We start from the raw sequence: 26,986 nt of genomic DNA, 5'->3' as shown, positions 1-26,986 counted from the left end.
AAAAAATGTGAAACTATCTACTTTTTGTCGAATTTCGTAACGCTAAAACTATTGCAGTAAATAAGCTAAATAGGTTTCCCATGTTGGAATTTCTTTTTGGGAGATTTTTTCTCGTTTTTCAAAATCGATTATTTCAGCCCCATCCAAATCACAACAGTTATCTGCAGTGGCTTCTAGTGGAGGTTCTTCAAAATAACGCATAATATAATTACGACGACAATCTTCAGTATGTAGGTAACCAATAAATTGCTGCAAATTAGCTCGCTTCCATTTTTTTCGGTAGTCCATCTTGGCGGTTAATTCTTGCGCGCTTAAACCACTTTTTTGATAGTATTCGATGAACCGCTGCTCTGTCTCTGGTAAAGTTTTGCGCTGTTCGGGGGACAGGTTGATTAAATTAGCATCTGGTATATCTTGATCTGCTAGTTGCATTTGGATAAATTCGTCGCCATTTGCATATAGTAAAATAGCGATACTGTTCTGACCATCACGCCCTGCCCTTCCAATCTCTTGCAAATAAGCTTCTAAATCCGCCGGCATATGGTAATGAATAACAAAACGAATGTCCGCTTTATCTATGCCCATCCCAAATGCGCTAGTCGCACAAATAATATCTAATTGTCCATAAACAAATTGCTGCTGAATAACAATTCTATCCTCTGTTTCCATATCGCCATGATAATAAGCGACTCTCAATTCAGCAATTTCACTTAATTCATGCGCCACACTTTCGGCTAACTTTTTGCTTGAAAAATATATAATCCCTGGCGTTTGCAGTTTGCAGGCAAGCTCATATAAACGTTCTTTTTTCAGTTGCTGATTAGAAAATTTCTCTACTTGCAAAGAAATATTCGGTCGATTAACCGAGTAAATAATCTGTTCACAATCAGTTAGCTCCAATTGCGTTAAAATGTCTGCCCGGACTTTCTTTGTTGCTGTTGCCGTAAGCACCATCGACACCGGAAAATTCGCTTCTTTAATAAACTGTCCTAACATTAAATAATCCGGGCGGAAATCATGCCCCCACTGAGAAATACAATGCGCTTCATCAATAACGAACAAGCTGATTTTTTGTTTTAAGAGCAAGCTTTTCACGGATTCATTATTTAGCATTTCTGGTGATAAAAAAAGAAACTTATATAAATGAATGTTCGCAAGGATTTGGCTCTTCTCATCTCGTTTCAAAAAGCTATTAAGTGCCGCCACTCGCTTTTCCCCGTGAGCGCGCATTCGTTCCATTTGGTCTTGCATTAATGAAAGAAGTGGCGACACAATCAACACTAATCCATCCATCAAATGACCCGCTAATTGATAACAAATTGTTTTCCCAGTTCCAGTCGGTAACATCGCAAAACAGTTCCGCTTCGCTAAGGCCGTTTCAATGACTTCTTTCTGACCAGGGCGAAACTCGTCAAAACCGAGATAGTTTTTTAATTCCTGTTCTAAATTCACTGCTCGCCCTCCCTACTAACGACCGCTAACCGAATTTGATAATAATCTAAGTCTGGAAATTCCGCTTTTATTTCACGAAGCAAATTCCAATTTTTCATATTAATTGTCTTTATAGTGGTTTCTTCTGGTAAATACGGGACATCAGCATCCTTCAAAGTAGCCCGAATTTCCACAAAATGATCTTGGATTGTGCTTGTTTTCAAATTACGAATTCGTTCAATCGCTTCTAAATCTGCCCCATTTTGCCAAAGTGTATATGTTTGCATGGCCGAACTTGTGAGACATGTTAATTCATCTGGTACGAAACTCGCTAATAGTGTCCACTCGTCCGGATATGCTCTAATCGCAGTTAAAAGACGATGGATTTCATGAAGCACCTCAAAATAAACATCCCACTTCTCTACTTGATACTTGGTGGCAATCTGTTCAGTCGTATAGCCCATTAATTCTCCACCTGAAAAACGCTCCACTAAAAATCCCGGCCTAGTAACTGCTAATTTTTCAAACCAGCGAATGAGTTCCGCATACAAATCATCTGCTAAATTCGCGTTGTCTTGCTGTTTTAGCCAATACTTAATAAACTGCTGTACTTTCTTATCACGAATAACAGGTAAGTAATAACTCTCTTGATGATGCTTATTACTAACTACTTGCACCGCGAGCCGCAAATGTGCAAAAAAATCAAATGCTTGCCGCTGCAACGCAAAACCTTGAAAATCCGGATAAGTATTAGAAAAAGTACCCGCTAAGTTTGCCTCGCTAAGATAACCATTTTCCGTAGAAATAATAGCCCCTTGCCGCACTAATTCCGCGAGTCGAATTTCCAAATAATTCGCCTTCAGATTGGGTACAAGACCAAATAAATGCTGCATCTGAAAAAGATGGATATCTTGAACAGCTTGCCCCGTTCTCCGTCCCGCTAAAACCGTATGAATAAACGGTAATTTTCTAGGTGTTACACTTTTTTCTAAAATCGTCCGTATATAATTATCAAGCATATCCAAGACATTTCCACCACCTTTTTTGTTCCTACAATCATACCACAGAAACACTTGTTCTACATTAGTTTTACCGAAAAAAACTTTTTCAAAATATGTTACAATAGAAAAAGAAAAAAATCTGGCTTCAAATTGTTATTTTAGAAAGGAAGCGTAGAAAATTGAAGTATTCCCTTGTCGAAAAAGACACTTGTATCGCTTGTGGAGCTTGTTCCATTCATGCGCCTGATGTTTTTGATTATGATACAGAAGGTCTTGCCTTTAATATATTAGATGATAACACTGGAACAAAAGAAATCCCTGAAGACTTGGTCGAAATGGTGATTGACGCTGAATTTGCTTGTCCTTCGCTTTCTATCAAAGTTTCTGATAGTCCATTTCATTAAAAAAATCCGGCAGCCCATTTAGAGACTGTCGGATTTTTTTATTTAATGGCTTGTTTCTTGTTGCCTTTTTTCAAATTTGCGCCGTTCTTTTATTGTTTGATTTTTAGCAATCCAGTTTTTCAATCTAGAGTATAGCAATAAGAATACAGCGCTAACGATGACTCCTTTTAATAAACTAAATGGTACAATCGTATATGTGACTAACCAAGCAACATCTGTATCCGCCGGAAGTCCACCAAGTTTAATGTAAAATGGTAATAGTACAAAATAATTAAATACCACCATTGCGCCTGTCATTACTAACGTTCCAACTGCTGTTGAAAGCACCATTCCTTTTGTTGAGCGAAACCAATGAAATAAATAATAAATCGGTAATACATAAAAAATACCATTAATAAAATTGGCTAATTCTCCAACAGGAACTCCGACTGGACTACCTGACACAATGTAAAGTAGCACATTTTTGATTAGTTCTACTAAAATCACTGCGAGTGGACCGAATAATAAGCCACCAATCAAAGCTGGAATATCACTAAAATCAAGCTTTAAAAATGGTGCACTCGGTAGTAGCGGAAATTGCAGCATCATTAAAATAAATGCTAATGTGCCAAGAACCGCCACGCTTACAAAAACCTTCATTGAATAATTCTTCATTGTCATTTCTCCCTTGATGTTCACCAAGAAGCGAGGACATCACTTAACGAATGCAACCCAAGCAAATAAAAAACCTCAACTAAAAAAAGTTGAGGGAGAGTTTGTGAATTAATAAACAAGCACTGAATACTCAAATAAGCATCACAGCTTGCTAACACATGCTCGTGAAGACAAACGAAAAGGTCTGCCAACATCTTCTCCCATCCAGACTATACTGTCGGTCCTGGAATTACACCAGAGTCAACTGCTAAAAAAGCAGATCGTGGACTTTAACCACCGGTCGGGAATTACACCCTGCCCCGAAGATGAACGAATATTTTATTACAATTTTTATTTTACCATGAAAAAATTTTTTCGCAAGTCCTTTTGTATGTTTTTTCACGTAAGCGCTTTCTTGATTTACATAAATAAAAAACCAGACTAAGTATCTGGTTTTTATTTATTACCACGGAATATCGGTAGACAATGATTCCGCTAATGATTGATTTTCTTTTAAACGAATTTTACGCGCGATACTTCTTGCTTCTGCTCCGGCATGAATTCTTTTTTGTTCTTCTGTTTCTGGTTCAACAAGTGGTACTTCCACTGTTTTGCCGTCTGAATCTAACGCAACAAATGTCAAAAAGGAAGTTGCGGCTAAATAGCGTTCGCCTGTTTTTAAATTTTCCGCAATGATTTTAACGAAAATTTCCATTGAACTTCTTCCAGTAGACGCAACATAAGATTCTAAACAAACTGAGTGGTCATTTTTAATTGGTTTTAAGAAGTCTACCGAGTCTGTGGAAGCTGTTACGATTTCTGTGCGACAATGACGAGATGCACTAATCGAAGCTGTATCATCTATATAAGTCATCAATCTCCCACCAAAAAGGGTGTTATGGTTGTTCGTATCTGACGGGAAAACCCGGCTCGTTTTAATAACTAAAGATTCTTTACAAAATTTTGTTTGTCTTTTTTCCATGTTTTTCGCTCCATTCTATTTATAGAGAGGCAAGGTGATAATAAAATCCGATCCTTTACCAAGTTCACTTTCAACTGAAATTTTTCCGTTGTGTGCTTCTACAATGTTTTTCACTATCGCAAGGCCAATTCCTGTCCCCACTGCTTTACCACGTTTTCTTGCTTTATCGACTTTATAAAAACGTTCGAATAAATATGGGATATCTTCTTCTGCAATCCCGCTGCCATTGTCGGACACCGTAATAACAAGATTACTCTGTGCTTCATCAATCGTTTGTTTTAAAATTACTTTTCCAGCATAGCCCTCTTTACCGGTATGGCGAATCGCGTTCATAATTAAATTAATTAATACTTGCTCCATCCGGTCCGGGTCAAATGAATATTCTAAATCTGGCGTTTCTAATTCTAAGCCTAATTCTACAAAGTTCTCTTTGGCGAGCACATCAAAATTAGAAATAACTTTTCGAAGTAATGGTGCCAGTGGTAATTTTTGATTATCCATTTGATTAAATCCGGCTTCCATTCTAGCGAGGTCCAGCATATCATTGACCAAGCGTCCGATACGAAGCGATTCATCATAAATGATTTGCGCAAACTCCCGCACTTCTTCATCCGACTGAGCAACCCCATCAATAATCGCTTCACTATAACCTTGTAGCATAGAAATTGGCGTTCTGAGTTCATGCGACACATTATTAACAAAATCACTTTTCATTTTTTCCAGTTGTTTTTCTTCTGTCATATCACGAATAACCGCAACAATACTACGCACATGTTCCCCCGTATAAAGCAACGTTAAAATCGCGACATACGTACGGTCAGCGAATGTAATCTCACCGACTTGGGATTCTTTCTTTTCTAGCGTATCATTTAATAAATCATTTAAGGCTACTGGAATCAGTACTTTTTCCGTATTTTCAGGAGAGAAGAACCAATTATGCAGAAATTCTTCTGCTGGCGGATTACTAAGAATAATCGTTTTATCCACGCTAAATTTAATAACGCCATCTGCCATCCCAACTAAAATATTCGATAGTTGCTCCTTCTCTTGCCTAAGAGCGCTAATATTATACTTTAATTGTTTCGCCATATCATTAAATGCGACGCCAAGCTCCCCAATTTCATCATGCGTATAAGTCGGCACACGATTGTCAAAGTTCCCCTTCGATACAGCTATCGCAATTTTTTTCATTTCACGAAGCGGAAAGGCCATTCGGGAAGAAAAGACGAAAGAGAGGATAGAGGTTATAACAATCGCAATGATCCCAGAAATAATTAGTGTACTCATAGTCTTCTGGTTAACTTTCAAAATATCATGATACGATTGATAGACATAAACAACACCCGTTTCGCCATTCGCTAGGGTGAATTTTTGAGCTGATACTTCGACTGGCAAAGAACCGTTCCCTGTTTTAAAATTATATTTCATCGTGACACTATTATCTTTATCTAGCGCTTTATCTAATGTTTTATCTTGAATTAATTTATTCGCCGATGCTGTGGAAACCGTATCTGGTGATTGCGATTGATAAATGCTTTTTCCATCTTGTTCAATAATTACACCCATCGTATCATCCAGCAAAATAAGTGCAGAATCATTTTGATTTTCTGTGGAAATTACTTCATCATTTTCTTTCATCACGGTAATAATACTAGAGGTTTTTTCTTCCAATTCTTTGGTAATTTGGGTAATATTATTTTTTTCATAAATCATCGCAACGAGAAATCCAGAAATAACCAGAATCCCAATTAATAACAGGATTATCGTACTCCAAATTTTTCCAACGATACTATTCCAAATCTTCATCTTTTCTCACCTCGATTCGAACAAAAAAACAACGAACAAAGCACGTGCGGCATAACACTTGCCGATTAAACGTCTTTGCCCGTTATCTTAGTCTGTTTTATTAATCTTCTGGAATTTCAAATTTATATCCAAGACCCCAAACTGTTACAATCATTCTCGCAGCGTCTTCTGATACGTCATGTAATTTTTCACGTAATCGTTTGACGTGTGTGTCAATGGTTCTTAAATCACCAAAGAATTCATACCGCCACACTTCTTTTAAAAGCGACTCACGATCAAACACTTTATCTGGGGATTTCGCTAAATAATACAGTAAATCATATTCTTTCGGCGTTAAACCAATTTCTTTCCCATCGACAATAACACGATGAGCTTCGTTATCAATTTTTAAATGTGGGAACGTAATAATATCTCCCGGTGTTCCACCAGCCGATTCTTCCGAAGATTGTTTCGCACGACGAAGAACAGCCTTCACTCGCAGTACAACTTCTCTTGGGCTAAATGGTTTCACGATGTAGTCATCTGCACCAACTTCAAAGCCTTGAACGCGATTAGCTTCTTCTCCTTTTGCTGTCAACATGACAACAGGTGTCGATTTAAACTCCCTCAGTTCTCGACAAACTTCAATGCCATCTTTACCAGGCATCATTAAATCAAGTAGGATTACTTCATAATTGTTGTTTAGCGCCATGCTTAATGCTTGATCACCATCACTAGCTTCTTCAATACGATAGTTCTCTCTTTCAAGATACATCTTCAGAAGGCGGCGTATCCGGTCCTCATCATCCACAACAAGCACTCTAACTTGTTCACTCATAAGTACTCATCCCCTAACTCTCATTTACATAAAATGATCATTCAAATAAATGGAATCTTCCGTACCCACATACGAAAAAACCATACAATTGCCTATACCAAATTTCCTACGATTTAAATTATACATGTTTTTCACAAAACACGCTATTAGAAAGTATATTTTGGCCGAAAAGTCACTTTTTATTTTTACCGAATCTTGCTTCTGTTTTTAATTGTTTTACTTCATGATGGGACAATTCTCGTCTTTCCCCTGCGTTCAAACCACGTAAATTCAAGAACGAGTATTCTTCCCTTGATAGTTTTTGCACTTCAAAACCGACTGCTTCAAACATTTTACGTACTTGGCGATTTCGTCCTTCGTGAATGGTGATTTCAACAATTGCTTTGTCTTTTGTTTTGTCAGAAGAACGCACTTTTACTTTTGCTGGGGCTGTTTTACGACCATCAATAACAACTCCGCGCTCTAATTGACGAATCACTTCACGTTCAGGAATTCCTTTAATACGTGCAATATATGTTTTGGAAACTTCATTTTTCGGGTGCATTAGCAAGTTCGCAAAATCCCCGTCATTGGTCATTAATAATAAACCAGATGTATCATAATCAAGTCGTCCTACTGGATACAGTCGTTCTGGAATATCAGCAAAGTAGTCGGCTACCGTTGTGCGGCCTTTATCATCCGTTACAGCCGATACTGTTCCTCTTGGTTTGTAAAAAAGGAAATAGCGGTGTTCTTCTTTTGTTAGTTGGATTCCTTCTACTTCGATTCGTTCTGTACCACTAACTTTTACACCTAATTCTTTCACTACTTTCCCGTTCACTGTTACTTTACCTTCTTGAATAAGCTTCTCTGCTTTCCTTCTTGAAGTAATACCCGCATTTGCAATTACTTTTTGTAAACGTTCCATTCTTATTCCTCCTCCTGTTCTTTACTTTGGTTAAACCGGTCAAAAAACAGGTCCATTTCATTCTGATCTGGTTCATCTGCCGCTGGATCAGCAAGCTTTGGTAAATCCTCTAAAGAATTAAGTCCAAAAGCATCTAAAAACTCACTTGTTGTAACGTAAAGTTTTGCCCGCCCAGCTCCGTCGACACGCCCTTTATCTGTTACGAGTCCTTTAGCAACAAGGGTTCTAATCGGACCATCTGTTTGAACGCCGCGCACCTCATCGACTTCCATTCTAGTTACCGGTTGACGATAGGCAATAATCGCTAATGTTTCTAGTGACGCTTGCGACAGAACGGTGTTGCTAGGAACTTCGACTAACTTACGTAAAAATTCCGCGTGTGCTTTTTTGGTAGCTAATTGAAACGATCCAGCTAACTCTAATAAAATAAGTCCTCTGTCCGCATTTCCGTTGTATCGTTCACTTAAAAGCTCTAATAAATTGAGCGCTTCAATATGCGTGATTTCCATGACTTCCGTTAATTGTTCCGTGGAAAGCCCGGCATCTCCCGCTGCAAAAAGCAAACTCTCTAATACGCCTAATTGTTGTTCTCTGTTCACGATAGTTCTTCCCCTTTACCTTGCACATATAAATCCGCAAAACTTTCCGATTGCTCTACTTCGACTAATTTTCGTTTCATTAGTTCTAATAGTGCTAAAAACGTAACGACCAATTGTTCTTTCGTTTGTTCTTCAAATAGCTCGTCAAATCGTAAGCGGTGATTTACTTGTTGGTGTAATTTTCCTAAAACAGAATCCATTCTTTCGTCAATCGAAATTTCCTGTGTGGTAATTCGTGTATGAAGTGGTTTATTTAACTTTTTGCGTCGTAGCATTTTATTAAAAGCACTTAACATATCGTTTAAGGATACATCAAGTTCGGCTACTTTTGTTCCATCGTCGTATTCCGCTAAATCCATTGGCGGCTTGCTGAAATAAAAGCTTCGTTCGGCCTCTTTTTCTTTTAGTTCTTTGGCGGCTTCTTTAAAACGTTTATATTCCATTAGCTTTTCAACTAAAGCGTCCCGTGGATCTTCTTCCTCTTCTAGTGTATCATAGTCGATTTCTAGTTCTTGCTTTGGAAGTAGCATTTTACTTTTTATGGCTAGTAACGTTGCTGCCATCACTAAATATTCACTAGCAACATCTAATTCCATTTCTTGCATTGTATGAACAAATTCCATATATTGGTCCGTAATTTCAGCCATTGGAATATCATAAATATCAACTTCTAATTGTCCAATTAAATGAAGAAGTAAGTCAAGTGGTCCTTCAAAAGCATCCACTTTAAAATTCATTTCTACCATATCTGTCCCGCCCTACTATAATGAAAGATCATTTTGCACTAAATTTTCATAGGTTTCGCGGGCAACGACTAATTTATCGATTCCGTTTTCCACAAAAACTACTGGTGGTCTTGGGATGCGATTATAATTACTTGCCATCGCATAACCATAAGCACCTGTACAAAAGACTGCTAGCACTTCGCCGGCATTTGATTTCGGTAACGGTAAATCCCAAATTAACATATCACCAGACTCACAACATTTCCCAGCGATAGCCACCGTTTCTTCTGCGACTTTTTCCGGGTTGGCTGCAAGAACAGCATCATAATGCGCATCATATAGCGCTGGACGAATATTGTCTGACATACCGCCATCAACAGCAAGGTAATTCCGAATTCCCGGAACTTCTTTGCGCGACCCCACTTTATAAAGGGTTGTACCAGCTTCACCAACAAGCGAACGGCCGGGTTCAATCCAAATTTCTGGGATAGCGATATCATTACTATTCGCTACATCACGGACCTCATCCATAATTTGGCGTACATATTCACTCGGCTCCAGTGGCTCATCTTCCGCTGTGTAACGAACACCGAATCCGCCACCAAGATTAAGCACTTTTGAATCAAAACCAAGCGTCCCGTGCCATTCAACCAATTTATCCATAATCCGACGAGCTGCTAATTTAAAACCAGTTGTTTCAAAAATTTGCGAACCGATATGGCAGTGTAGCCCGATTAAATCAAAAGACGCACTTGCATGAAGTACTTGTTTAATCGCTTTCTCGGCTTGCCCATTAGTAAGACCAAAGCCAAATTTCGAATCATCTTGTCCTGTTAAAATATAATCATGTGTATGGGCTTCAATACCCGGTGTCACACGAATTAACACAGAAGCTTTTTCATTTCGTTCTATTAATATATCTTCTAATAAACTAATTTCATAATAATTATCGATAACAAAACAGCCGATACCATAATCAAGCGCCATATGTATTTCTTCTGCACTTTTATTATTTCCGTGAAAATGAATTCTTTCAGGAGGAAAATTCGCTTTAATTGCTGTATACAGTTCTCCGCCCGAAACCACATCAAGCGACAGGCCTTCTTCCGCCATCAGCTGGTAAATCGCTACAGCAGAAAATGCTTTACTCGCATAAGCTACTTGCGCTTTCACGCCTAACTCTTCAAATGTTTTCTTAAATCCTCTTGCTCGGTCACGGATTAGCGCTACATCATAAACGTAAAGTGGCGTACCATATTTTTCAGTAAGCTTTAAAGTGTCCACCCCTCCAATTTCGAGATGTCCTTCTGCATTTACATTCATTGTTCCAAGCCGTTCAAACGTCACGCCAATCCCACCTTTACATTATAGATTTTTAAAAGTTCTTTTATATAGTAGCACACTAAGAAGCCGAGCGACAATAACTATCTGAAAATAATATCAAATACGTAAAAAACTCAGCCCAAATCGATTATCTTCTTGCTTCAGAAAATAATAAATTTGGACTGAGGTTAGCTACCAATTATTTTAAGAAATTTTAGCAACAATTGCTTTTACATATTGTAAAAACGTGCTGCGAACTTTATCCGTTGTTTCAATAACTTCTGTATGAGAAAGTGGTTGGTCCAGAATTCCGGCAGCCATATTCGTAATACAAGAAATACCTAGTACGCGTAATCCAGCATGATTCGCAATGATTACTTCTGGTACAGTGGACATTCCAACTGCATCTGCTCCAAGCGTACGCATCATTTGAATTTCAGCAGGCGTTTCGTAAGTTGGACCGCTAAATCCAGCATATACACCTTCACGAATAGTTAAATTAAGTTCTTGCGCAATAAGTCTAGCATCGACACGTAGAGCTAAATTATATGCTTCGGACATATCTGGGAAACGTGGGCCAAAATGCTCGTCATTTGGTCCGATAAGCGGGTTCGTTCCAATAAAGTTAATGTGATCAGAAATCAACATCAAGTCTCCAGCTGAGTACAATTCGTTTACGCCCCCAGCTGCATTCGTCACGACAAGTACTTCTACACCAAGTTCTTTCATAACACGAACTGGGAAAGTAACGTCTTGCATCGAATAGCCTTCATAAAAGTGGAAACGGCCTTGCATGGCAACAACTTCTTTATTTTCTAACTCACCAAAAACAAATTGTCCAGCATGTCCTTCTACTGTAGAAACAGGAAAATGTGGGATTTCGCTATAAGAAAGTTTTGTTGGATTGTTCACTTCGTCTGCAAGAACACCTAGACCAGACCCAAGAATCAAACCGATTTTTGGCGTTCCAGCATAACTTTCTCTAATTTTCGCAACTGCTTCATTTACTTTTTCTAAACTCATTTTTGTTCCTCCCTTTTCCTATTTCAAGTCTTTTAAGAAACTTTGGCCATATTCCGGCATTTTTACATCAAAATTATCGGCAACAGTTGCGCCAAGATCGGCAAACGTTTTGCGTAATTCTAATTCTGAACCACCATTTTTGAAACGTGGTGAGTATACAAGTAATGGTACAAACTCACGAGTGTGGTCTGTGCCAGAGTATGTTGGGTCATTTCCGTGATCAGCTGTAATAATTAAAAGGTCATCATCTGTCAGCTTTTCCATTACTTCTACTAAACGACCATCAAAATCAACAAGCGCATCCGCATAACCTTGAGGATCACGACGATGTCCGAAAAGTGCATCAAAATCAACTAAGTTCAAGAAACTCATACCGTTAAAGTCTTTATCTAATACAGCGATAAATTGGTCCATTCCGTCCATATTGGATTTTGTACGGATAGATTCTGTAACACCTTCACCGTCAAAAATATCAGAAATTTTACCAATCGCAATCACATCTTTGCCACCATCTTTTAAAGCATCCATTACAGTTGGTTTAAAAGGTTTAAGCGCATAATCATGGCGATTTGGCGTTCTAACAAACGCACCTGGTTCACCAACGAATGGACGTGCGATAATTCGACCAAGCATATACGGATCATCCAAAGTGATTTTGCGGCAAAACTCACAAATTTCGTATAGCTCTTCTAAAGGTACAACATCTTCATGCGCCGCGATTTGTAAAACAGAATCAGCCGATGTATAAACAATTAACGCGCCAGTTTTAACGTGCTCTTCGCCGAGCTCATCCATAATTTCTGTGCCGCTTGCCGGTTTATTTCCGATTACTTTGCGACCCGTTTTTTCTTCAATTTGGTTGATTAAATCATCAGGGAATCCATCTGGGAAAACGCGGAAAGGCGTATCAATGTATAGTCCCATAATTTCCCAGTGACCTGTCATTGTATCTTTACCATTCGAAGCTTCTTGCATTTTTGTATAGTAAGCTAGTGGTTTTTCTGCTTTTTTAATTCCGTCGATTTCACGAATATTGGATAAACCTAATTTGCCCATTTCAGGCATGTTTAATCCGCCAACGTGTTTTGCAATATGTCCAAATGTATCGACATCAAAATCGCCAAACTCAGCAGCATCTGGTGCTTCTCCAATACCAACTGAATCCATTACAACTACATGTACTCGTTTAAATTTATCTGGCATATTTACTCATCCTTTTCCGTTATATTTTTTAAGCGCGCGGGTGAAATTGCTTGTAGACATCCTTTAGGCGCAGTTTTGTTACGTGTGTATAAATTTGCGTAGTGGAGATATCGGCATGACCAAGGAGCTCTTGTACTGATCTTAAATCAGCCCCGTTTTCAAGCAAATGGGTGGCGAATGAATGACGCAAAGTATGCGGTGTAATCGGCTTTTCAATCCCCGACTCTTTCGCAATTCCTTTTAAAATTTTCCAGAAGCCTTGTCTAGTCAGTCCTTGACCGTGGTGATTTAAAAAGACAAAATCATTTCGATATTTCGGTCTGCGAAGTTTTGGTCGTGCTTCCTCTAAGTATTGTTCTAAAACGGTTGTTGCCGTTTTTCCAAGCGGGATAATTCTTTCTTTATCGCCTTTACCAATTGTTTGAATAAAACCCATATGAAGGTGCAAATCATCCATTTTTAGTCGAACAAGTTCCGTTACACGAAGTCCTGTCGCATATAAAATTTCCATCATTGCTTGGTCTCTTAGTCCGAGCGGGGTACTAGTATCCGATGAACTAAGTAACTTTTCCACATCATCTAAATTTAAAACTTTGGGTAGGCTTTGCGCTTGTTTTGGTGTTTCAATTTGAATCATTGGATCATGTGACATTTTTCCATCGTGCATTAAATAATGAAAAAATGATCGTAGTGAGGCAATATATCGCGCGACACTTCTTGCTGACTTTCCTTCTTGCCTAGCAAACGCCATAAATCCTACTATATCGCTTCTTTCAAGTATATTGGGATCCGTTAAATTCTTAGAAGTTTCCATGTAAGAAACAAAATAGTGTAAATCTCGCTGATAAGCTTTGATAGTATTAGCGGATAAGCCTCTTTCTACAATTAAAAAATGTAAAAAATCTTCAATTAAATCATTCATAAGCATTTCCTCCACAAGACCTATTCTACCATGTTCCACTCTGACTGAAAACGTTTAATTAATAGAAAGAAACTTATAATACTTTTCAGGCAATTCAGTCCATCTTTAACAAAAAAAGTTTGAGATAGATTATCTCAAACTCTGTGATTATTCTTTTTTAGTTTTTTGTCGGCAATCGGCGCAAACCCCTTGGAAAGTCAAACGATGATCTTTAACAAGAAAATTCCACTTCGATTCAACGATTTTTTCCACATCTTCTAGTAAATCTTCTTGAATTTCTTCCACAGACCCACATTCTAAACAAACTAAATGATGGTGAAAGTGCTTAGCGCCTTCTTGTCTCAAGTCGTAACGAGATACGCCGTCACCAAAATTAATTTTATCTACCACGCGTAGCTCTGTTAAAAGCTCAAGCGTTCTATAAACAGTTGCAAGACCAGTGTCAGGCGCAATATCTTTCACACGCAAGAAAACTTCCTCGGCACTTAAATGATCTTTTTCATTTTCCAGTAAAACGCGAACAGTAGCTTCTCGCTGTGGTGTTAATTTATAACTAGCATCATGAAGTTGTGCTTTAATGCGTCCAATACGACCTTCCATTATGGTTCCTCCCTTGGTTGCTACAACAAGTTGTCTTTCTAAATTATCATCATTATCATTTAACAATGAATACAGTTTATAATAATTATAAATAAAATGCAAGTTAGGAATTTCCTTTTCACGATAAAAATGGCACGTAGTCAATTCCTATTGCTTATGTTTACTAAGATATCACAAAAGCAATAGGCTGTCTACAATGATTATCAATTACTCATTAATTTCTCGTTATCAATAATAATTATTATTTAGCTTTAGCAAGAAGGAACAAGAAATACGGTGCGCCGATAATCGCGACAACAATCCCCGCAAATATTTCCGATGGTTGAATAATCAATCGTCCAATCGTATCTGCAAGTAATAATAACAAACCACCAGAAAGTGCCGCCGTTACCATTACCCAGCGATGCGCCGAGCCGACTAGCTTCCTCGCAATATGTGGCCCAATCAACCCGATAAAGGCAATCCCGCCACTAACAGAAACGCAAGCCGCAGCAAGACCAACTGCTACTATTAATAGAACAAATTTTTCCCGTTCCACGCGAACACCAAGCCCAGTAGCCACTTGATCTCCAAACGAAAGCACATCTAGCGTTTTCACTTTCATAAAAGCAATCGTCCCTAAAACAATTAACCATGGTAAAAGTGCAAAGACATATTGCCAGCTCGATGCCCAAATATTTCCAGCCATCCATTCCGCATAACGTTGATAATTCTGCGGATCAAGTCGAACAGTTAAAAGGGTAATTAACGCCGCAATCGCCGCCGCAACAGCAATCCCCGTAAGTAGCAACCGGTTAGGCAACAATCCTTCACTCCTACTATAAGAAAGCCCATACACAACAAACGCCGTTAAAATCGCCCCGATAAACCCAATAAAAGGCATAAATAAAACCGGTACATCCATCGTGGAAGGAAAGAAGGAAATATAAAGCATAACCGCAAGACCTGCACCGTTATTAATCCCAAGAATTCCCGGGTCCGCCAGCCCATTTCCAGAAATCCCTTGTAAAATCGTTCCCGAAACCGCGAGCCCAGCACCAACTAAAAGTGCAATAACAATCCGAGGCAATCGAAATTCCGTCACAATAAGCTGTGTGCCCGCATCCGCCATTCCAAAGAAAGATTTAATCACTTCTAAAAATGGCAATTTCGAATAACCAGCATTGACACTATATGTAAAAGTACAAAATATCAGCACACTTAAAATAATTAACGTCCAAATTCGCCGTGATCTTTTTCGCTTTTCTGCAACCGTCATATACATTATAAGTTCCTCCTTTCTTTACGAGCTACATATAAGAAGAAAGGAACCCCGATTAGCGCAAAAATAACACTGATTGGCGTTTCATACGGTGGATTAATAGTTCGCGCCACGATATCCGCCGCTAAAGTCAAAAATGCCCCCACAACAGCCGAACATGGAATAATCCAACGATAATCAACCCCAACTAAAAATCTGACTAAATGTGGCACGATCAAACCAATAAACCCAACCGGCCCAACAACCGACACAGCTAGTCCCGCCAAAATCAACACCACTACCATCGAAGCAATTTTAACAAAAGTTGTTTTTTCACCAAGACCAACTGCAATGTCATCGCCTAAACTTAAAATCGTAATTGACTTACTCAGCAAAATCGCCGCAATAAGCGCACCGAGCAACCACGGCCAAATCGCCGCAAGTTGGCTCCATTTCACGCCAGCAACCCCACCAGCGTACCAAAATGCCAAATCTTGACTCAGTTTAAAATAAATCGCCAGCCCTTCACTAAGTGCCGTAAGAAGTGAACTAACCGCCGCACCAGCAAGTACTAACCTCGTTGGAGACATCGCACTCCCAGCCAGCGAACTAACGCCAAAAACCATGAAAGCACCAATCGCCGCTCCAACAAATGAAAACAAAATTAACGAGTTATAACTGAGCCACGGCATAAATGCAAAACAAACTGCTACCATAAATGTCGACCCAGCATTCAACCCAAGCAAGCCCGAATCAGCCAGCGGATTCCGCGTAATCCCTTGCATAATCGCGCCAGCCACCGCAAACGCCGCACCAATCGCCATATCCGCAATCACCCGTGGAACACGCAAACTACGAATAATCTGATGCTGCGTTTCCGAACTATTATAATGAAAAAGTGCATCCCAAACCGTACTCAAATTAATATCGGCCGCTCCTACCGCAATTCCGAACAAAGCGAGAACTAGAAGCAACAAAAGCCCACCCGAAAGTATAAAAATCGCGACAGTTGGTCTTGTATTCATTTTTATCTGTTTTGACTTATCCATCTGTACATGTTCCTTCCATCTAAATTATCCGCTCATTTTAAGTGATAATAATTATCAGTCGCAAAGAAAATTATATCAATATCAAACACTAAGCGCAATCATTAGTTAGATTCCAGTAACTTCTCAACAATCATATCCAACTGCCCTTCCACTGCTAGAGGATCATAATAAAACATCGTATCAAAATCCATTTGATAAACATTCCCAGCTTTAAACGTCGGTAAATTTTTCCAGATTGGTGAGTCCGTCAAATCTTTCAACGTCTTCTCGCCGTCTTTAGAATCTCCAGAAGAAGTCGTCGTTACAAACATTCTATCTGCCGCAAATTCTGGCAATACTTCTAGTGAAATCTTCTGCCAATCTTGCCCGGCCAGCACATCTTTTTGAATTTTTGCTGGAGCTTTCAACTGCAAAGCATTATAAATCGCTTGACCACCACGCCCCATATTTTGCCCCATCACATAAAAATCTTTGTCCTGCACTTCGTAAATCCCCACTGTTTCATTCGCATCTAGCTTCCCTGCTAATTTCGCTCTACTTTCTTTCGCTTTTTGGTGAAACTTATCTAGCCATCCTTCCCCAGCTTTCTTTTCACCAACCAAATCAGCAATTTGGCGCACATCTTCTTCCACATTTTTAGAAGTCGCATATGGAATTAACACAGTTGGCGCAATTTTCGACATTGCCTCAAATTCATCTTCCTTTGAAACGATAATTAAATCCGGTTGTAATTCCGCCACTTTTTCTGCTGAAACAGGATCACCAATATCCGCAATCCCATCCACTTTCCCTTTCAAAAATGGATTTTCCAGTTGTTTCGCTCTAGCACCAACTGGCTTCATTCCTAGCAAAACAATGTTTCCTAAATATTCCGAAGCGACAATTCGTTTCGGGTGCGCTGGAATCTCTACTTTCTTTCCATTTGTCATTGTATATGTACGCATCTCGACCTGTTCTTTCCCAGCCGATTTGTTATCTCCACAAGCCGTCAAAACCACTGCAATTAAAAGCATTGATACGAGTAAAAAGATACCTTTTTTCAATTGAACCCCTCCTGCAACTGATAATAATTCTCAGTTAGTATAGCAACATTCTTCACAAAGTGCAAATCATCCTCAGCAAAGTATCGCTTGCATCTTTTCCATAAAAACTCTATACTTAACCATTGAGAATGATTATCACCTTAACTTTAAATTGGAGCGATGAAAATGAAAGACCTTCATACAGATAACCTGCAAATTTCATACGACAAACGAATCATTGTTGATGGTTTAGATATAGCCATTCCAGCGAATAAAATAACCGCCTTAGTTGGTGCAAACGGCTCGGGGAAATCGACTATTTTAAAAACGATGTCCCGCTTAATGAAACCTACTAAAGGAGCTGTTTTTTTGGATGGTAAAACGATTCATAGTCAGCCAACCAAAGAAGTTGCCAAACAGTTAGCTATTTTACCACAAAATCCTTCTGCACCTGATGGTTTGACGGTGTTTGAATTAATTTCTTATGGACGTTCCCCGCATCAAAGCAGTTTCAAATCGATTACCGCAAAAGACCGCGAAATCATTTTTTGGTCATTACGTGTAACGAATTTGACGGAGTTTGCGGATCGACCAATCGATAGTTTATCAGGCGGACAACGCCAGCGTGCTTGGATTGCCATGGCGCTTGCTCAAGAAACAGATGTACTTTTCCTTGATGAACCGACAACCTTTTTAGATATGACGCACCAACTAGATGTACTTAATTTATTAAAACAATTAAATCAATCGGAGAACCGCACAATCGTAATGGTTGTCCATGATTTAAATCACGCATCTCGTTACGCCCACCATATGATTGCCATTAAAGAAGGAAAAGTTATTGCAGAAGGCACGCCTGTTAGTGTAATGACCGAACAAACTTTAGAGGATGTTTTTAATATCAAAGCAGATATTTTAATTGATCCACGCAGCGGTGTCCCTCTTTGCCTCCCATACGAAACATGTAACGGATGCGAAATTGTAAAGGAGCTTGATTCCATTGCCAAATGAGGTTTATGACGTAACAATTATCGGAGGCGGTCCAATTGGCTTATTTTCCGCATTTTATAGTGGCTTACGTTCAATGAAAACAAAAATCATTGATGCTGAACCAGCTGTTGGCGGCAAAGTCCGCTACTTTTTCCCTGAAAAAATTATTCGCGACATTGGCGGCATTCCCGCAATTACAGGAGCAAATCTCGTTGCAAATTTAAAAGAACAAGCAGAAACATTTCATCCTACGATTGTTTGTAATGAGCGCGTGGTTGACGTGACCAAACTAACAAATGGCACATTCCAACTAACCTCGCATAACGGCGCGATTCACTTTTCTAAAACGATTGTTATCGCAACTGGTAGTGGCACTTTTGAAGTCAATAAGTTAGAAGCAAATCATGCCGAAGATTTCCCTTTAGCGATTCATTACGATGTCAAAAACATTGAGCAATTCCGCGATAAAGTAGTGGTAGTGTCTGGTGGCGGAAATTCTGCCATTGACTGGGCTCAAACCCTCGAACCAATCGCCAAACAAGTGCACCTTATTTACCGCGGCGAAGATTTTAAAGCACATGAAGAAAGCGTGCGCGAACTTAAAAACTCCCGTGTTGAAATTCATATCCACCACGAAATCAGCGAACTAATTGGAACGAATAACCAACTAACTGAAATTACCGTTTGCTGTAATCAAACGCAAACGACGAAAACAATTGAAACTGAGGCACTTTTTATTAATCATGGTGTGAAAGTAGACCTTGGAACAATGGCTGAATGGGGCTTTGAACAAGCGGATTTCGGCATTGTTGTGGACGATGAAATGAAAACGACGGTCCCAGGCATTTTTGCTTGTGGAGATAGCGCCACCTACCCTCGAAAAATACGCATTATCGCAGCTGGCCTTCATGAGGGACCCATCGCGATTAATAGTGCGAAAAAATATTTAGAACCAACTGCCGCAGATGAAGCGATGATCAGCACACATCACGAAAGTTTTATTGGTTAAAAAAAGGATTTGGGCTCACTCGCCCAAATCCTTTTTCTCTTCACATATCCCAAATTCAACAATCCGCATCATTTCCGTAAAATCATTCGCAAGCGGAACAAAATCTTCCATCGTCGCATTCGGATGGCTTTGCAAATAAATCGTACTCGTCTCTGTAATATGCTTAAAAAGAGCCGCCATCACTTTACGCGCCGCATCCATATTCACATCTTTCTTCAACTTCATCTCACGTAAAACCTGATTCATTTGCGCTTCCGACCGCTCAATCGCCTTATCAAAAAAGCCATCTAGCTTCCCTTTTAATTCAGCTGGCGGATTTCCATAAGCCTGCATAATCAAGCCAAACACCGCGGGATACTGGCGATTAAAATCCAGTTTCATCTTCGTCGACCAAATCGCCATCTCGACAAAGTCACCCCAACGTTCCCCTTCCAGACTAACCTCATTCGTCGCAAAATCAACCGCATAACTAACCGCCGCAATATAAAGCTTTTCTTTAGACCCAAAGTAGTGAAAAATGAGCCCTTTCGAAACACCAGCTATTGCGCAAATTTTATTTGTACTAGCCGCCTGGTATCCTTTTTCCGTAAATTCTTCCATTGCTGCTTCTAAAATTTTCAACCGTTTTTCATCCATTATACTTTCAAATCCTTTTTCTTATAAAGAACAAAGGTTGCCGCAACCATCACGACAATCACCCCGCAAGAAATCAGTGCGTTCGTCCCAGTAATTCCTTTATCCATAATCTCAGATGGAATCGCATAGTTGATTGGTGAAAAATATTTGAAAAAATCGACCTTGTCATTTAAACCAGCCATAATTCCTAAAATATACGTTAAAAATACGAGCGCAAGTGCAACTGGAGAAGCTTGCTTGGCTGAACGAAGCACCGCCGAAATCATAAAGCCAGCACTCATAAATACAGCAGCCACAAGCAACTCGCTAGAAAACACGCGTACAAGCTCCATGACTAAATTACCACCATCAACTCCATTCGGCTTCAAGAAAAGAACAAGTACGACCGAAGCCACAAATGTAATTGCCCAAAAAGCTACAAACGACAATAAGTTCCCAATCATTTTCCAGAAAACTAGACTAGTCCGTGTAATTGGCTGCGCATATAAAAACTCAATCGTCCCGTCCGTTTCTTCTTTAATCAACGCCTGCGCACCTATTAACGCCGCGTATACACATGCCGCAATAAAAATATACTGAAAAACATACGCAAAATAGGCATCAATATTCGTTAAATCTGCCATCGAATCCATATGCAAAATTTTCATCATATCTTGCGGAAGTGCATTCATTTTCGTATTCACTAAATCTTGCATTCCACTACTTTGCATACTTGGGAAGAAAGCCATAAACACACCTAAAATCACAATTACCACAACAGCCCAAACAACCAGACTTTTTATCCGTGTTTTCCATTCAATGTGTAAAATGTTCACTTAATTTCTCCCCCTTCGTATAGCGTCATAAATTTATCTTCCAATTCTTGATTGGTAATCGTTAAATCAGTAATTTCTTTTTCTTGCAATAACGGCAAAATCGTTTTAATATCCTCATCAAAAATAAGCCGCGCTTTCCCCGTTTCCTTTTCGATAATTCTTGCGCCCGCATTCGTCAATTTTTCCAGTGGTAAATTCGTTCCTTTCAGCGCAATCACTTTGCCAGTCATTTGTTGATTGGCGATATCTTCCACCGCGATAATATTACCATTTCGAATAAAAGCAGCCCTTGTACAATATTCTTGAACTTCCCGCAAATTATGGCTAGAAAGAAAAATCGTCATGCCTTCTTTATTGCGCTCGGTCATTTCTTTAAATAAATAATGTTGCATCAAAGGATCAAGCCCATTCGTCGGTTCATCCAAAATAAATAATTTCGGCTCGGTAATAAGTCCCGCAACAATCGCTACTTTTTTCTTATTTCCAAGCGACATTTCTCCAAAACGTTTTTTCGGATCAATCGCAAACATTTCATAATACTTGTTCATTTTTTGTGCCGCGTTTTCAATATGATGAAACTTGGCAGCATAGTGGATAATATCATTAGCAGTCATTTGTGGATAATAACGCACCTCACTTGGCACATAGCCAACCATTTTTTTAATTTCCGCTGAATCTTTCACGACATCTTTCCCGAGAACTGTCGCACTCCCACTCGTTGCATAAATAAAATTCAGTAACACTTTAATTGTCGTTGATTTCCCCGCACCATTCGGACCAATAAAACCATATAGTTCGCCTTCATTTACAGATAAATTCACATTTTCAATTGCTCGCTTTTTATGATAATTTTTTGTGAGCGACTCCACTTTAATTGCTTCCATGTTCTCTCCTCCACACTCAAATTGACCACTTAGTCAATCTGAGTATAAGCCCTTTTGACCAGGTAGTCAATCAAGAACTATTAAACCCTTTTTCACAAAAAAATCTAATCCACCTAAAATCTATAAAAGTAGATAAATTACTGTTTTTCATCTGTATTTATGCTTAGAAAATATGGGATTCAGCCTAAAATCACTAATTTCATTAACCACTCCATTATACATAGAATAATCATATTTCGGATGCTATAATTATAGTTAAGTAAGCAAGTATATGGTGGTGGCTAGTTCTTTCAACAAGAAAGGATGATGCCTATGAATTTTTTGTTAGGAACTCCTGGAAAGGATAATCCATGACCGTTTATGAAGCCCTGTCTTTTGCAGTCGCTTTTGCAACCTTAGTGTTGTTATTAAACAGTCAAAATAACAAAAAAAATAACCACTCATAAACTTTGGACGGTTTAGTGGTTATTTTTATAATACATTAAACTAGCTGCCACCTTAAATGGGCTTACGCTTGAGGGCCATGTTCACGCATGGCTCTCTTTTCACATTAATAATACCACATTCCAACCTCTTCTGACAATGTTTTACATAATGAAGACACAACAATGCTATAACTTTAAATGAGCTAGGTTATCTAGTCCTATATAATGTCTTTCTAAACTGCAGCCATCATAAATAGATTTATGCTTTCATATACTATTATTAAAAAGCCTTCTTCAAAATATAAAGTAACCTTCTATTTGCACCTTGCGTCCTATTTTAGAACAACTTTATTTGATTTTTTATCTATTGAAATTAATAATGAATCTCGATAGTTAGGATCATGAAAGCTATTCCAGGGCACTAAAGAATGATACGCATTCATGAAGCTTACAATAATTCCAGAACCTCGTGAAGTAACATTTATGAAACCGTCCCTCCTTAATTCATCCAGTTTGATATACTTATTAATTGGAAATTCTGTGGAAGCCATGGAAAAAACCTCCAATCCCCGAATCTAAAAGGTCTCTAGTTACAAATAGTAATGAAATCGTAAATAAATCACCCACACTTGTTTTTTTCGCTTTGTCATTTTTCATAGTTTCCTATAAATTTATCTCATACAGTTGAACAAGATTTATTCGTTTTCTTCTATTAATAGTTGTAATTTCCAGTATTGCATGGCATACATTGTTTTAGCATCATGAATGAGTTGTTGTTCTATTAATTGTTCTGCTTCTTCTGGAGTTACTTTGACTAAATTAATAAATTCATCTGCATCTTGTGCCAATGGTTGTTCCATTTTCCGGAGGTCACGCGCTACATAAATATGTAAAAGTTCATCGGCAAACCCAGGTGATGTGTAAAAAGAAGTAAGATACGTTAAATCATCTGACTGAAAACCAGTTTCTTCTTCTAGTTCTCGTCTGGCCGTTACGAGCGGATCCTCTCCAAGCTCCATTTTACCAGCTGGAATTTCGATAATCGTTTTTTCGAGTGGCTTTCGGAATTGTTCTACTAAATACATTTCGCCATCTGCTGAAAACGGAATAATTGCTACAGCCCCGGGATGCTTAACGATTTCGCGTTTGCTCTTTTCCCCGTTCGGTAACTCCACATCATCTACTTGTAAAGCTATCACATTTCCATCAAATATCTTTTCCGTATGAAGTGTTTTTTCTTCCAGTAAGTCCATCTCTGCCACCAACTCCTCGTTTTTTTTCATTATAACATAACTGAGTCCGAGGTGAATTTACATCGCACGACTGATAACATCTATTTTCTAAATATGGTATGATAAGAACAAATAAAGGACACTTTCTAAAATATAAAAACCTTGCAACTTGCCTAGTGCTAGCATACAAAATATACTTAAATGGTAAGTTACTTTCCACTAATCTTTATTTTTAGAAAAACATATTATAAGAAAAGCGGACCTTTTAACAGGTACTTAAAGGAGAAGATGTATAATGACCGTTTTTAAAAAGATATTAGCATTCACAGGTTCTATTTTCCTTGTCATTATTTTGGCTGGTATTCTCACTTTACTAATCCATAATGGCTTGATAATTGCAACGATTGTTATTGCTGTTGCGGCTACCCTATTTTTCTTTTCATCCAAAGCCGGGGACCGCGCGCAAATGATTGCAACTGGATTAACCAAGAAAGAATACAAATATATTCGCACCAACTTAGAAGAAGCTCGCGTGAAAATTATCCGCCTTCAAAAAATCATGACTCAAAACAAAGCGCTATATTCTTTCCAAGAACGCAACAAAACGCTTTTACTTACAAAAAGAATTTACGGTATCGTAAAAGATGAACCAAAACGTTTCTATGAAGCAGAAGATTTCTTTTTCTCCCATCTTGATTCTTTGGTGGAGCTAACCGAAAAATATGCTTTCTTAGAAAAACAACCAGTAAAAGACAAAAAAATCTATCAAACACTTTCTGATACACGTACACTTCTAAATGATTTAAGTCGCGTTATTGAAAAGGATTTATTTACACTTTTAAATCAAGACGTGAATAATCTTGACTTTGAATTAGAAGTAGCGAAAAACTCCATTTCTAAACAGAAAAAGAAATTCGAAAGGGGTACAAAAGATGACCGAGAACAAGCCAAATGAAGAAACAAATGAATTAAAAGATTTAGTAGTTGAGAAAGAATTCAACCAAACGTTAGATGATCTTTTAGCTAACCCGTTTGGATCAGATGGTGAAACTGCTGCAAGTATCGTAAATAACGAAACGGATGCAGCTCCTCGCCTAGTTGATATGCTTACTGAAACAAATAAAAAACAAGCACTAGAGTTATCCAAACAAATCGAACCTGGAAATCAAGCAGCAATTCTTGGTTACGGAGCTCCGGCCCAAGCTAAGCTACATGATTTTTCTCATTCGATGTTAGCACATGTCCAAAAACAAGACGTCGGCCCAATTGGCGATATCATTAGCGATTTAATGTATCGTTTACAAGAAGCAGATCCTGATGAACTTGCGGCTCGCAACAAAAACGTCTTCACAAAAATGTTCCACCGAGTAAAACAATCCATCAATGAAATTACTTCTAAATATCAAAAAATTGGTACCCAAATTGACCGCATCGCGTTAAAACTGGAACACTCAAAAAAGCGTTTAATGGAAGATAACTCTTTCCTAGAACAGCTTTATGATAAAAATAAAGATTACTTCCAAGCACTTAATATTTACATTGCTGCTGGAGAATTAAAATTAGAAGAAATTAATACTAAAATGCTCCCAGAACTTCGTAAAAAAGCGGAACAAACTGGCGACCAAATGGATTATCAAGAAGTGAATGACTTAACGCAATTTGCTGATCGACTTGATAAACGCGTATACGATTTACGTTTAAGCCGTCAAATCACTATTCAACAAGCGCCGCAAATTCGCTTAATCCAAAATACAAACCAAGCACTTGCTGAAAAAATCCAATCTTCTATTATGACTGCCATTCCACTTTGGAAAAACCAAGTAGCTATCGCGCTTACCTTGCTTCGTCAACAACAAGCCGTTGCAGCTCAGCGCCAAGTGTCCGAAACAACCAACGAACTGCTCAAACGAAACGCCGATATGCTAAAAACAAACGCTATCGAAACAGCGCGTGAAAATGAAAGAGGTATTGTGGATATCGAAACGTTGAAAGAAACTCAATCAAGCTTAATCGAGACATTACAAGAAACGCTTAAAATCCAACAAGAAGGCCGTGCAAAACGTGCCGTTGCTGAAAAAGAACTTGTAACAATGGAACAAGAACTTAAAGAACGTTTATTAGAAATGAAATAAGCAAAAAGGCTAGCACCTAATCCGTGCTAGCCTTTCTTATAATCCTTCTAACCGTAAATTTTCAAAGTAAACAGGTTTTAAATTAGTTACAGTAAGCCCTATCAAACGTATGCTATCCTGACCAGTGTAACTCTCTCGGAGCAGTAATGCTGCTGCTTGATAAATTTGATTAGCATCATTGGTATATTCGTTTAAGGTAATCCGCTTGGTAATCGTTGTAAAGTCACTGTAGCGCAATTTTAGTACCACGGTCTTGCCATGTTTTTGTAGCTTAATGAGGCGTTCTTCTACTTTCTTAGCAAACTTCATAAGACTTTGTTCTAGAATTCGATTATCGAGCACATTGAATTCAAAAGTCGTTTCTTTACCAACCGATTTGCGATCACGATGCGGATTCACAATGTTGTTCGAACGACCTCGCACGTGACGATACAACTGATAACCATGCTTATGCAATTCACGAATAAGGTCCCATTCACTCCACTTCTTCAAATCCGCCCCTGTTTCAATCCCAAGTCGATGTAATTTTTCTGCGGTCACTTTCCCTACCCCATAAAATTTCGTCACAGGAATTTGTTCTAAAAAGGCTTCTGCTTCTTCCGGAGCAACCACGGTAATACCCGCAGGTTTTTTGAAATCTGAAGCAATTTTTGCAATGAATTTATTGAAGGATACGCCAGCAGATGCAGTTAGTCCGAGTTCACGGTAAATCGTTTGTTGGATGTCACGTGCAACTAGTGTGGCGGATTTCATTCCTTTTTTATTTTCGGTCACGTCTAAATAGGCCTCATCTAAAGAAAGTGGCTCAATAATATCCGTATATCTGGAAAAGATTTCGCGGATTTGATTAGATACTTCTACATAATGCGCCATATTTCCATGAATAAAAATACCATTCGGACAGAGCTTGGCAGCTTGGCGAGTAGGCATAGCTGAGTGTACACCATATTTGCGTGCCTCATACGAACAAGTCGAAACAACACCGCGCTTATTCGGATCACCGCCAATAATTAGTGGCTTCCCGCGAAACTCCGGGTGATCGCGTTGTTCTACAGATGCGTAAAAAGCGTCCATATCAATATGAATAATTTTCCTACTCGTATCCATAACTGCATCTCCTTTAAAAACGAACAGGCGTTCTTATCTAATTATAAACGCTAACTTAATTAATTACAA

The 26,986-nt window shown here is 38.7% G+C and carries 28 protein-coding genes and 1 riboswitch; of the genes, 5 read left to right on the top strand and 23 right to left on the bottom strand.

The features are described 5' to 3' along the window. Positions 1-48 precede the first annotated feature (48 nt). Entirely contained in the window at positions 49-1,452 is a 1,404-nt protein-coding gene (locus tag HCB49_RS08880) for a RecQ family ATP-dependent DNA helicase (RefSeq protein WP_185604722.1), read from the bottom strand. Beyond that, positions 1,449-2,456, bottom strand: a complete 1,008-nt coding sequence (locus tag HCB49_RS08875) for a YpbB family protein (RefSeq protein WP_185604721.1) — start codon at positions 2,454-2,456, stop codon at positions 1,449-1,451. The genes HCB49_RS08880 and HCB49_RS08875 overlap by 4 nt, the downstream gene beginning before the upstream one ends. Before the next feature lie 155 nt (positions 2,457-2,611). Here HCB49_RS08875 and HCB49_RS08870 point away from each other — a divergent pair, with 155 nt between their 5' ends. Further along, positions 2,612-2,836 carry a ferredoxin gene (locus HCB49_RS08870; RefSeq protein ID WP_185392104.1) on the top strand — a complete coding sequence of 75 codons (225 nt, stop codon included), beginning with the start codon at positions 2,612-2,614 and terminating at the stop codon, positions 2,834-2,836. Positions 2,837-2,878: 42 nt separating this feature from the next. Here the strand turns inward: HCB49_RS08870 and ribU are convergent, their stop codons facing one another. The 15 genes from ribU to HCB49_RS08795 all read right to left on the bottom strand — a co-directional run bounded on the left by ribU (position 2,879) and on the right by HCB49_RS08795 (position 17,708). Further along, positions 2,879-3,490: a riboflavin transporter RibU gene (gene ribU / locus HCB49_RS08865; protein WP_185480916.1), complete on the bottom strand. Its 612-nt coding sequence runs from the start codon at positions 3,488-3,490 to the stop codon at positions 2,879-2,881. Positions 3,491-3,678: 188 nt separating this feature from the next. After that, positions 3,679-3,801: riboswitch (FMN riboswitch) on the bottom strand. Between the two features lie 131 nt (positions 3,802-3,932). Then, positions 3,933-4,451: an acyl-CoA thioesterase gene (locus HCB49_RS08860; protein WP_070234200.1), complete on the bottom strand. Its 519-nt coding sequence runs from the start codon at positions 4,449-4,451 to the stop codon at positions 3,933-3,935. A gap of 15 nt (positions 4,452-4,466) precedes the next feature. Continuing rightward, positions 4,467-6,257 (bottom strand): ATP-binding protein, encoded by a 1,791-nt coding sequence (locus HCB49_RS08855; protein WP_185604719.1) that lies wholly within the window; start codon positions 6,255-6,257, stop codon positions 4,467-4,469. A 100-nt stretch (positions 6,258-6,357) separates the two neighbouring features. After that, a complete protein-coding gene (locus tag HCB49_RS08850) occupies positions 6,358-7,074 on the bottom strand; it encodes a response regulator transcription factor (RefSeq protein ID WP_008948281.1) in 717 nt (238 codons plus the stop codon). A 172-nt stretch (positions 7,075-7,246) separates the two neighbouring features. Then, positions 7,247-7,981: a pseudouridine synthase gene (locus tag HCB49_RS08845; RefSeq protein WP_008948282.1), complete on the bottom strand. Its 735-nt coding sequence runs from the start codon at positions 7,979-7,981 to the stop codon at positions 7,247-7,249. A gap of 2 nt (positions 7,982-7,983) precedes the next feature. Continuing rightward, a complete protein-coding gene (gene scpB, locus HCB49_RS08840; protein ID WP_185392108.1) occupies positions 7,984-8,580 on the bottom strand; it encodes an SMC-Scp complex subunit ScpB in 597 nt (198 codons plus the stop codon). After that, a complete protein-coding gene (locus tag HCB49_RS08835; RefSeq protein ID WP_008948284.1) occupies positions 8,577-9,326 on the bottom strand; it encodes a segregation/condensation protein A in 750 nt (249 codons plus the stop codon). Before HCB49_RS08835 ends, scpB begins: the two co-directional genes overlap by 4 nt. Before the next feature lie 15 nt (positions 9,327-9,341). Next, complete coding sequence (gene lysA, locus HCB49_RS08830) at positions 9,342-10,652, bottom strand: diaminopimelate decarboxylase (RefSeq protein ID WP_185392110.1); 1,311 nt, start codon at positions 10,650-10,652, stop codon at positions 9,342-9,344. 180 nt (positions 10,653-10,832) lie between these two features. Further along, complete coding sequence (locus tag HCB49_RS08825; RefSeq protein WP_185604718.1) at positions 10,833-11,651, bottom strand: purine-nucleoside phosphorylase; 819 nt, start codon at positions 11,649-11,651, stop codon at positions 10,833-10,835. Positions 11,652-11,669: 18 nt separating this feature from the next. Further along, the gene (gene deoB, locus HCB49_RS08820) at positions 11,670-12,854 is read right to left on the bottom strand and encodes a phosphopentomutase (RefSeq protein ID WP_008948287.1); all 1,185 of its coding nucleotides are present in this window, start codon (positions 12,852-12,854) and stop codon (positions 11,670-11,672) included. Between the two features lie 28 nt (positions 12,855-12,882). Next, the gene (xerD, locus tag HCB49_RS08815) at positions 12,883-13,776 is read right to left on the bottom strand and encodes a site-specific tyrosine recombinase XerD (RefSeq protein WP_008948288.1); all 894 of its coding nucleotides are present in this window, start codon (positions 13,774-13,776) and stop codon (positions 12,883-12,885) included. A gap of 147 nt (positions 13,777-13,923) precedes the next feature. Beyond that, entirely contained in the window at positions 13,924-14,376 is a 453-nt protein-coding gene (gene fur, locus HCB49_RS08810; RefSeq protein WP_070785259.1) for a ferric iron uptake transcriptional regulator, read from the bottom strand. A 241-nt stretch (positions 14,377-14,617) separates the two neighbouring features. Continuing rightward, entirely contained in the window at positions 14,618-15,640 is a 1,023-nt protein-coding gene (locus tag HCB49_RS08805) for a FecCD family ABC transporter permease (protein ID WP_185403843.1), read from the bottom strand. After that, entirely contained in the window at positions 15,640-16,665 is a 1,026-nt protein-coding gene (locus HCB49_RS08800; protein WP_185480919.1) for a FecCD family ABC transporter permease, read from the bottom strand. The genes HCB49_RS08805 and HCB49_RS08800 overlap by 1 nt, the downstream gene beginning before the upstream one ends. Before the next feature lie 101 nt (positions 16,666-16,766). Beyond that, positions 16,767-17,708, bottom strand: a complete 942-nt coding sequence (locus HCB49_RS08795) for an iron-hydroxamate ABC transporter substrate-binding protein (RefSeq protein WP_185604717.1) — start codon at positions 17,706-17,708, stop codon at positions 16,767-16,769. 165 nt (positions 17,709-17,873) lie between these two features. Here HCB49_RS08795 and HCB49_RS08790 point away from each other — a divergent pair, with 165 nt between their 5' ends. Then, positions 17,874-18,698: an ABC transporter ATP-binding protein gene (locus HCB49_RS08790; protein ID WP_185392115.1), complete on the top strand. Its 825-nt coding sequence runs from the start codon at positions 17,874-17,876 to the stop codon at positions 18,696-18,698. Further along, positions 18,688-19,686 (top strand): NAD(P)/FAD-dependent oxidoreductase, encoded by a 999-nt coding sequence (locus tag HCB49_RS08785; RefSeq protein WP_185604716.1) that lies wholly within the window; start codon positions 18,688-18,690, stop codon positions 19,684-19,686. The genes HCB49_RS08790 and HCB49_RS08785 overlap by 11 nt, the downstream gene beginning before the upstream one ends. A gap of 15 nt (positions 19,687-19,701) precedes the next feature. Here HCB49_RS08785 and timR read toward each other — a convergent pair whose 3' ends face one another. From timR to HCB49_RS08760, 5 genes are all read right to left on the bottom strand, one after another. After that, the gene (gene timR / locus HCB49_RS08780; protein ID WP_185604714.1) at positions 19,702-20,322 is read right to left on the bottom strand and encodes a macrodiolide transporter TimAB transcriptional regulator TimA; all 621 of its coding nucleotides are present in this window, start codon (positions 20,320-20,322) and stop codon (positions 19,702-19,704) included. Further along, positions 20,322-21,137 (bottom strand): macrodiolide ABC transporter permease TimB, encoded by an 816-nt coding sequence (gene timB / locus HCB49_RS08775; RefSeq protein WP_185604713.1) that lies wholly within the window; start codon positions 21,135-21,137, stop codon positions 20,322-20,324. Before timB ends, timR begins: the two co-directional genes overlap by 1 nt. Beyond that, positions 21,134-22,021: a macrodiolide ABC transporter ATP-binding protein TimA gene (timA, locus tag HCB49_RS08770; protein ID WP_185604712.1), complete on the bottom strand. Its 888-nt coding sequence runs from the start codon at positions 22,019-22,021 to the stop codon at positions 21,134-21,136. The genes timB and timA overlap by 4 nt, the downstream gene beginning before the upstream one ends. Before the next feature lie 757 nt (positions 22,022-22,778). Further along, positions 22,779-22,997, bottom strand: coding sequence for a hypothetical protein (locus tag HCB49_RS08765; protein WP_185604711.1), 219 nt, complete (start codon positions 22,995-22,997; stop codon positions 22,779-22,781). 144 nt (positions 22,998-23,141) lie between these two features. Beyond that, positions 23,142-23,699, bottom strand: coding sequence for an NUDIX hydrolase (locus HCB49_RS08760; RefSeq protein WP_185604821.1), 558 nt, complete (start codon positions 23,697-23,699; stop codon positions 23,142-23,144). A gap of 274 nt (positions 23,700-23,973) precedes the next feature. Between HCB49_RS08760 and HCB49_RS08755 the strand changes: the two genes are divergently transcribed. Beyond that, a complete protein-coding gene (locus HCB49_RS08755; RefSeq protein WP_185392121.1) occupies positions 23,974-24,633 on the top strand; it encodes a 5-bromo-4-chloroindolyl phosphate hydrolysis family protein in 660 nt (219 codons plus the stop codon). Next, positions 24,611-25,810 (top strand): toxic anion resistance protein, encoded by a 1,200-nt coding sequence (locus HCB49_RS08750; RefSeq protein WP_185604709.1) that lies wholly within the window; start codon positions 24,611-24,613, stop codon positions 25,808-25,810. Before HCB49_RS08755 ends, HCB49_RS08750 begins: the two co-directional genes overlap by 23 nt. Positions 25,811-25,846: 36 nt before the next feature. Here the strand turns inward: HCB49_RS08750 and dinB are convergent, their stop codons facing one another. Next, entirely contained in the window at positions 25,847-26,917 is a 1,071-nt protein-coding gene (gene dinB / locus HCB49_RS08745; protein ID WP_185604707.1) for a DNA polymerase IV, read from the bottom strand. Positions 26,918-26,986 lie beyond the last annotated feature (69 nt).

It is taken from the genome of Listeria cossartiae subsp. cayugensis (genome assembly GCF_014229095.1).
GTDB classification, from domain to species: domain Bacteria; phylum Bacillota; class Bacilli; order Lactobacillales; family Listeriaceae; genus Listeria; species Listeria cayugensis.
Note: the sequence above shows the minus strand (reverse complement) of the source record. Positions and strands in the feature narration are given on the sequence as shown.

Coding starts and splice junctions, on each gene's coding strand:
- ribU (WP_185480916.1), bottom strand. CDS start 3,490: ATGAAGAATTATTCAATGAAGGTTTTTGTAAGCGTGGCGGTTCTTGGC.
- HCB49_RS08860 (WP_070234200.1), bottom strand. CDS start 4,451: ATGGAAAAAAGACAAACAAAATTTTGTAAAGAATCTTTAGTTATTAAA.
- HCB49_RS08855 (WP_185604719.1), bottom strand. CDS start 6,257: ATGAAGATTTGGAATAGTATCGTTGGAAAAATTTGGAGTACGATAATC.
- HCB49_RS08850 (WP_008948281.1), bottom strand. CDS start 7,074: ATGAGTGAACAAGTTAGAGTGCTTGTTGTGGATGATGAGGACCGGATA.
- HCB49_RS08845 (WP_008948282.1), bottom strand. CDS start 7,981: ATGGAACGTTTACAAAAAGTAATTGCAAATGCGGGTATTACTTCAAGA.
- HCB49_RS08835 (WP_008948284.1), bottom strand. CDS start 9,326: ATGGTAGAAATGAATTTTAAAGTGGATGCTTTTGAAGGACCACTTGAC.
- HCB49_RS08825 (WP_185604718.1), bottom strand. CDS start 11,651: ATGAGTTTAGAAAAAGTAAATGAAGCAGTTGCGAAAATTAGAGAAAGT.
- deoB (WP_008948287.1), bottom strand. CDS start 12,854: ATGCCAGATAAATTTAAACGAGTACATGTAGTTGTAATGGATTCAGTT.
- xerD (WP_008948288.1), bottom strand. CDS start 13,776: ATGAATGATTTAATTGAAGATTTTTTACATTTTTTAATTGTAGAAAGA.
- fur (WP_070785259.1), bottom strand. CDS start 14,376: ATGGAAGGTCGTATTGGACGCATTAAAGCACAACTTCATGATGCTAGT.
- HCB49_RS08805 (WP_185403843.1), bottom strand. CDS start 15,640: ATGTATATGACGGTTGCAGAAAAGCGAAAAAGATCACGGCGAATTTGG.
- HCB49_RS08800 (WP_185480919.1), bottom strand. CDS start 16,665: ATGGATAAGTCAAAACAGATAAAAATGAATACAAGACCAACTGTCGCG.
- HCB49_RS08790 (WP_185392115.1), top strand. CDS start 17,874: ATGAAAGACCTTCATACAGATAACCTGCAAATTTCATACGACAAACGA.
- timR (WP_185604714.1), bottom strand. CDS start 20,322: ATGGATGAAAAACGGTTGAAAATTTTAGAAGCAGCAATGGAAGAATTT.
- timA (WP_185604712.1), bottom strand. CDS start 22,021: ATGGAAGCAATTAAAGTGGAGTCGCTCACAAAAAATTATCATAAAAAG.
- HCB49_RS08765 (WP_185604711.1), bottom strand. CDS start 22,997: ATGGCTTCCACAGAATTTCCAATTAATAAGTATATCAAACTGGATGAA.
- HCB49_RS08760 (WP_185604821.1), bottom strand. CDS start 23,699: ATGGACTTACTGGAAGAAAAAACACTTCATACGGAAAAGATATTTGAT.
- HCB49_RS08755 (WP_185392121.1), top strand. CDS start 23,974: ATGACCGTTTTTAAAAAGATATTAGCATTCACAGGTTCTATTTTCCTT.
- HCB49_RS08750 (WP_185604709.1), top strand. CDS start 24,611: ATGACCGAGAACAAGCCAAATGAAGAAACAAATGAATTAAAAGATTTA.
- dinB (WP_185604707.1), bottom strand. CDS start 26,917: ATGGATACGAGTAGGAAAATTATTCATATTGATATGGACGCTTTTTAC.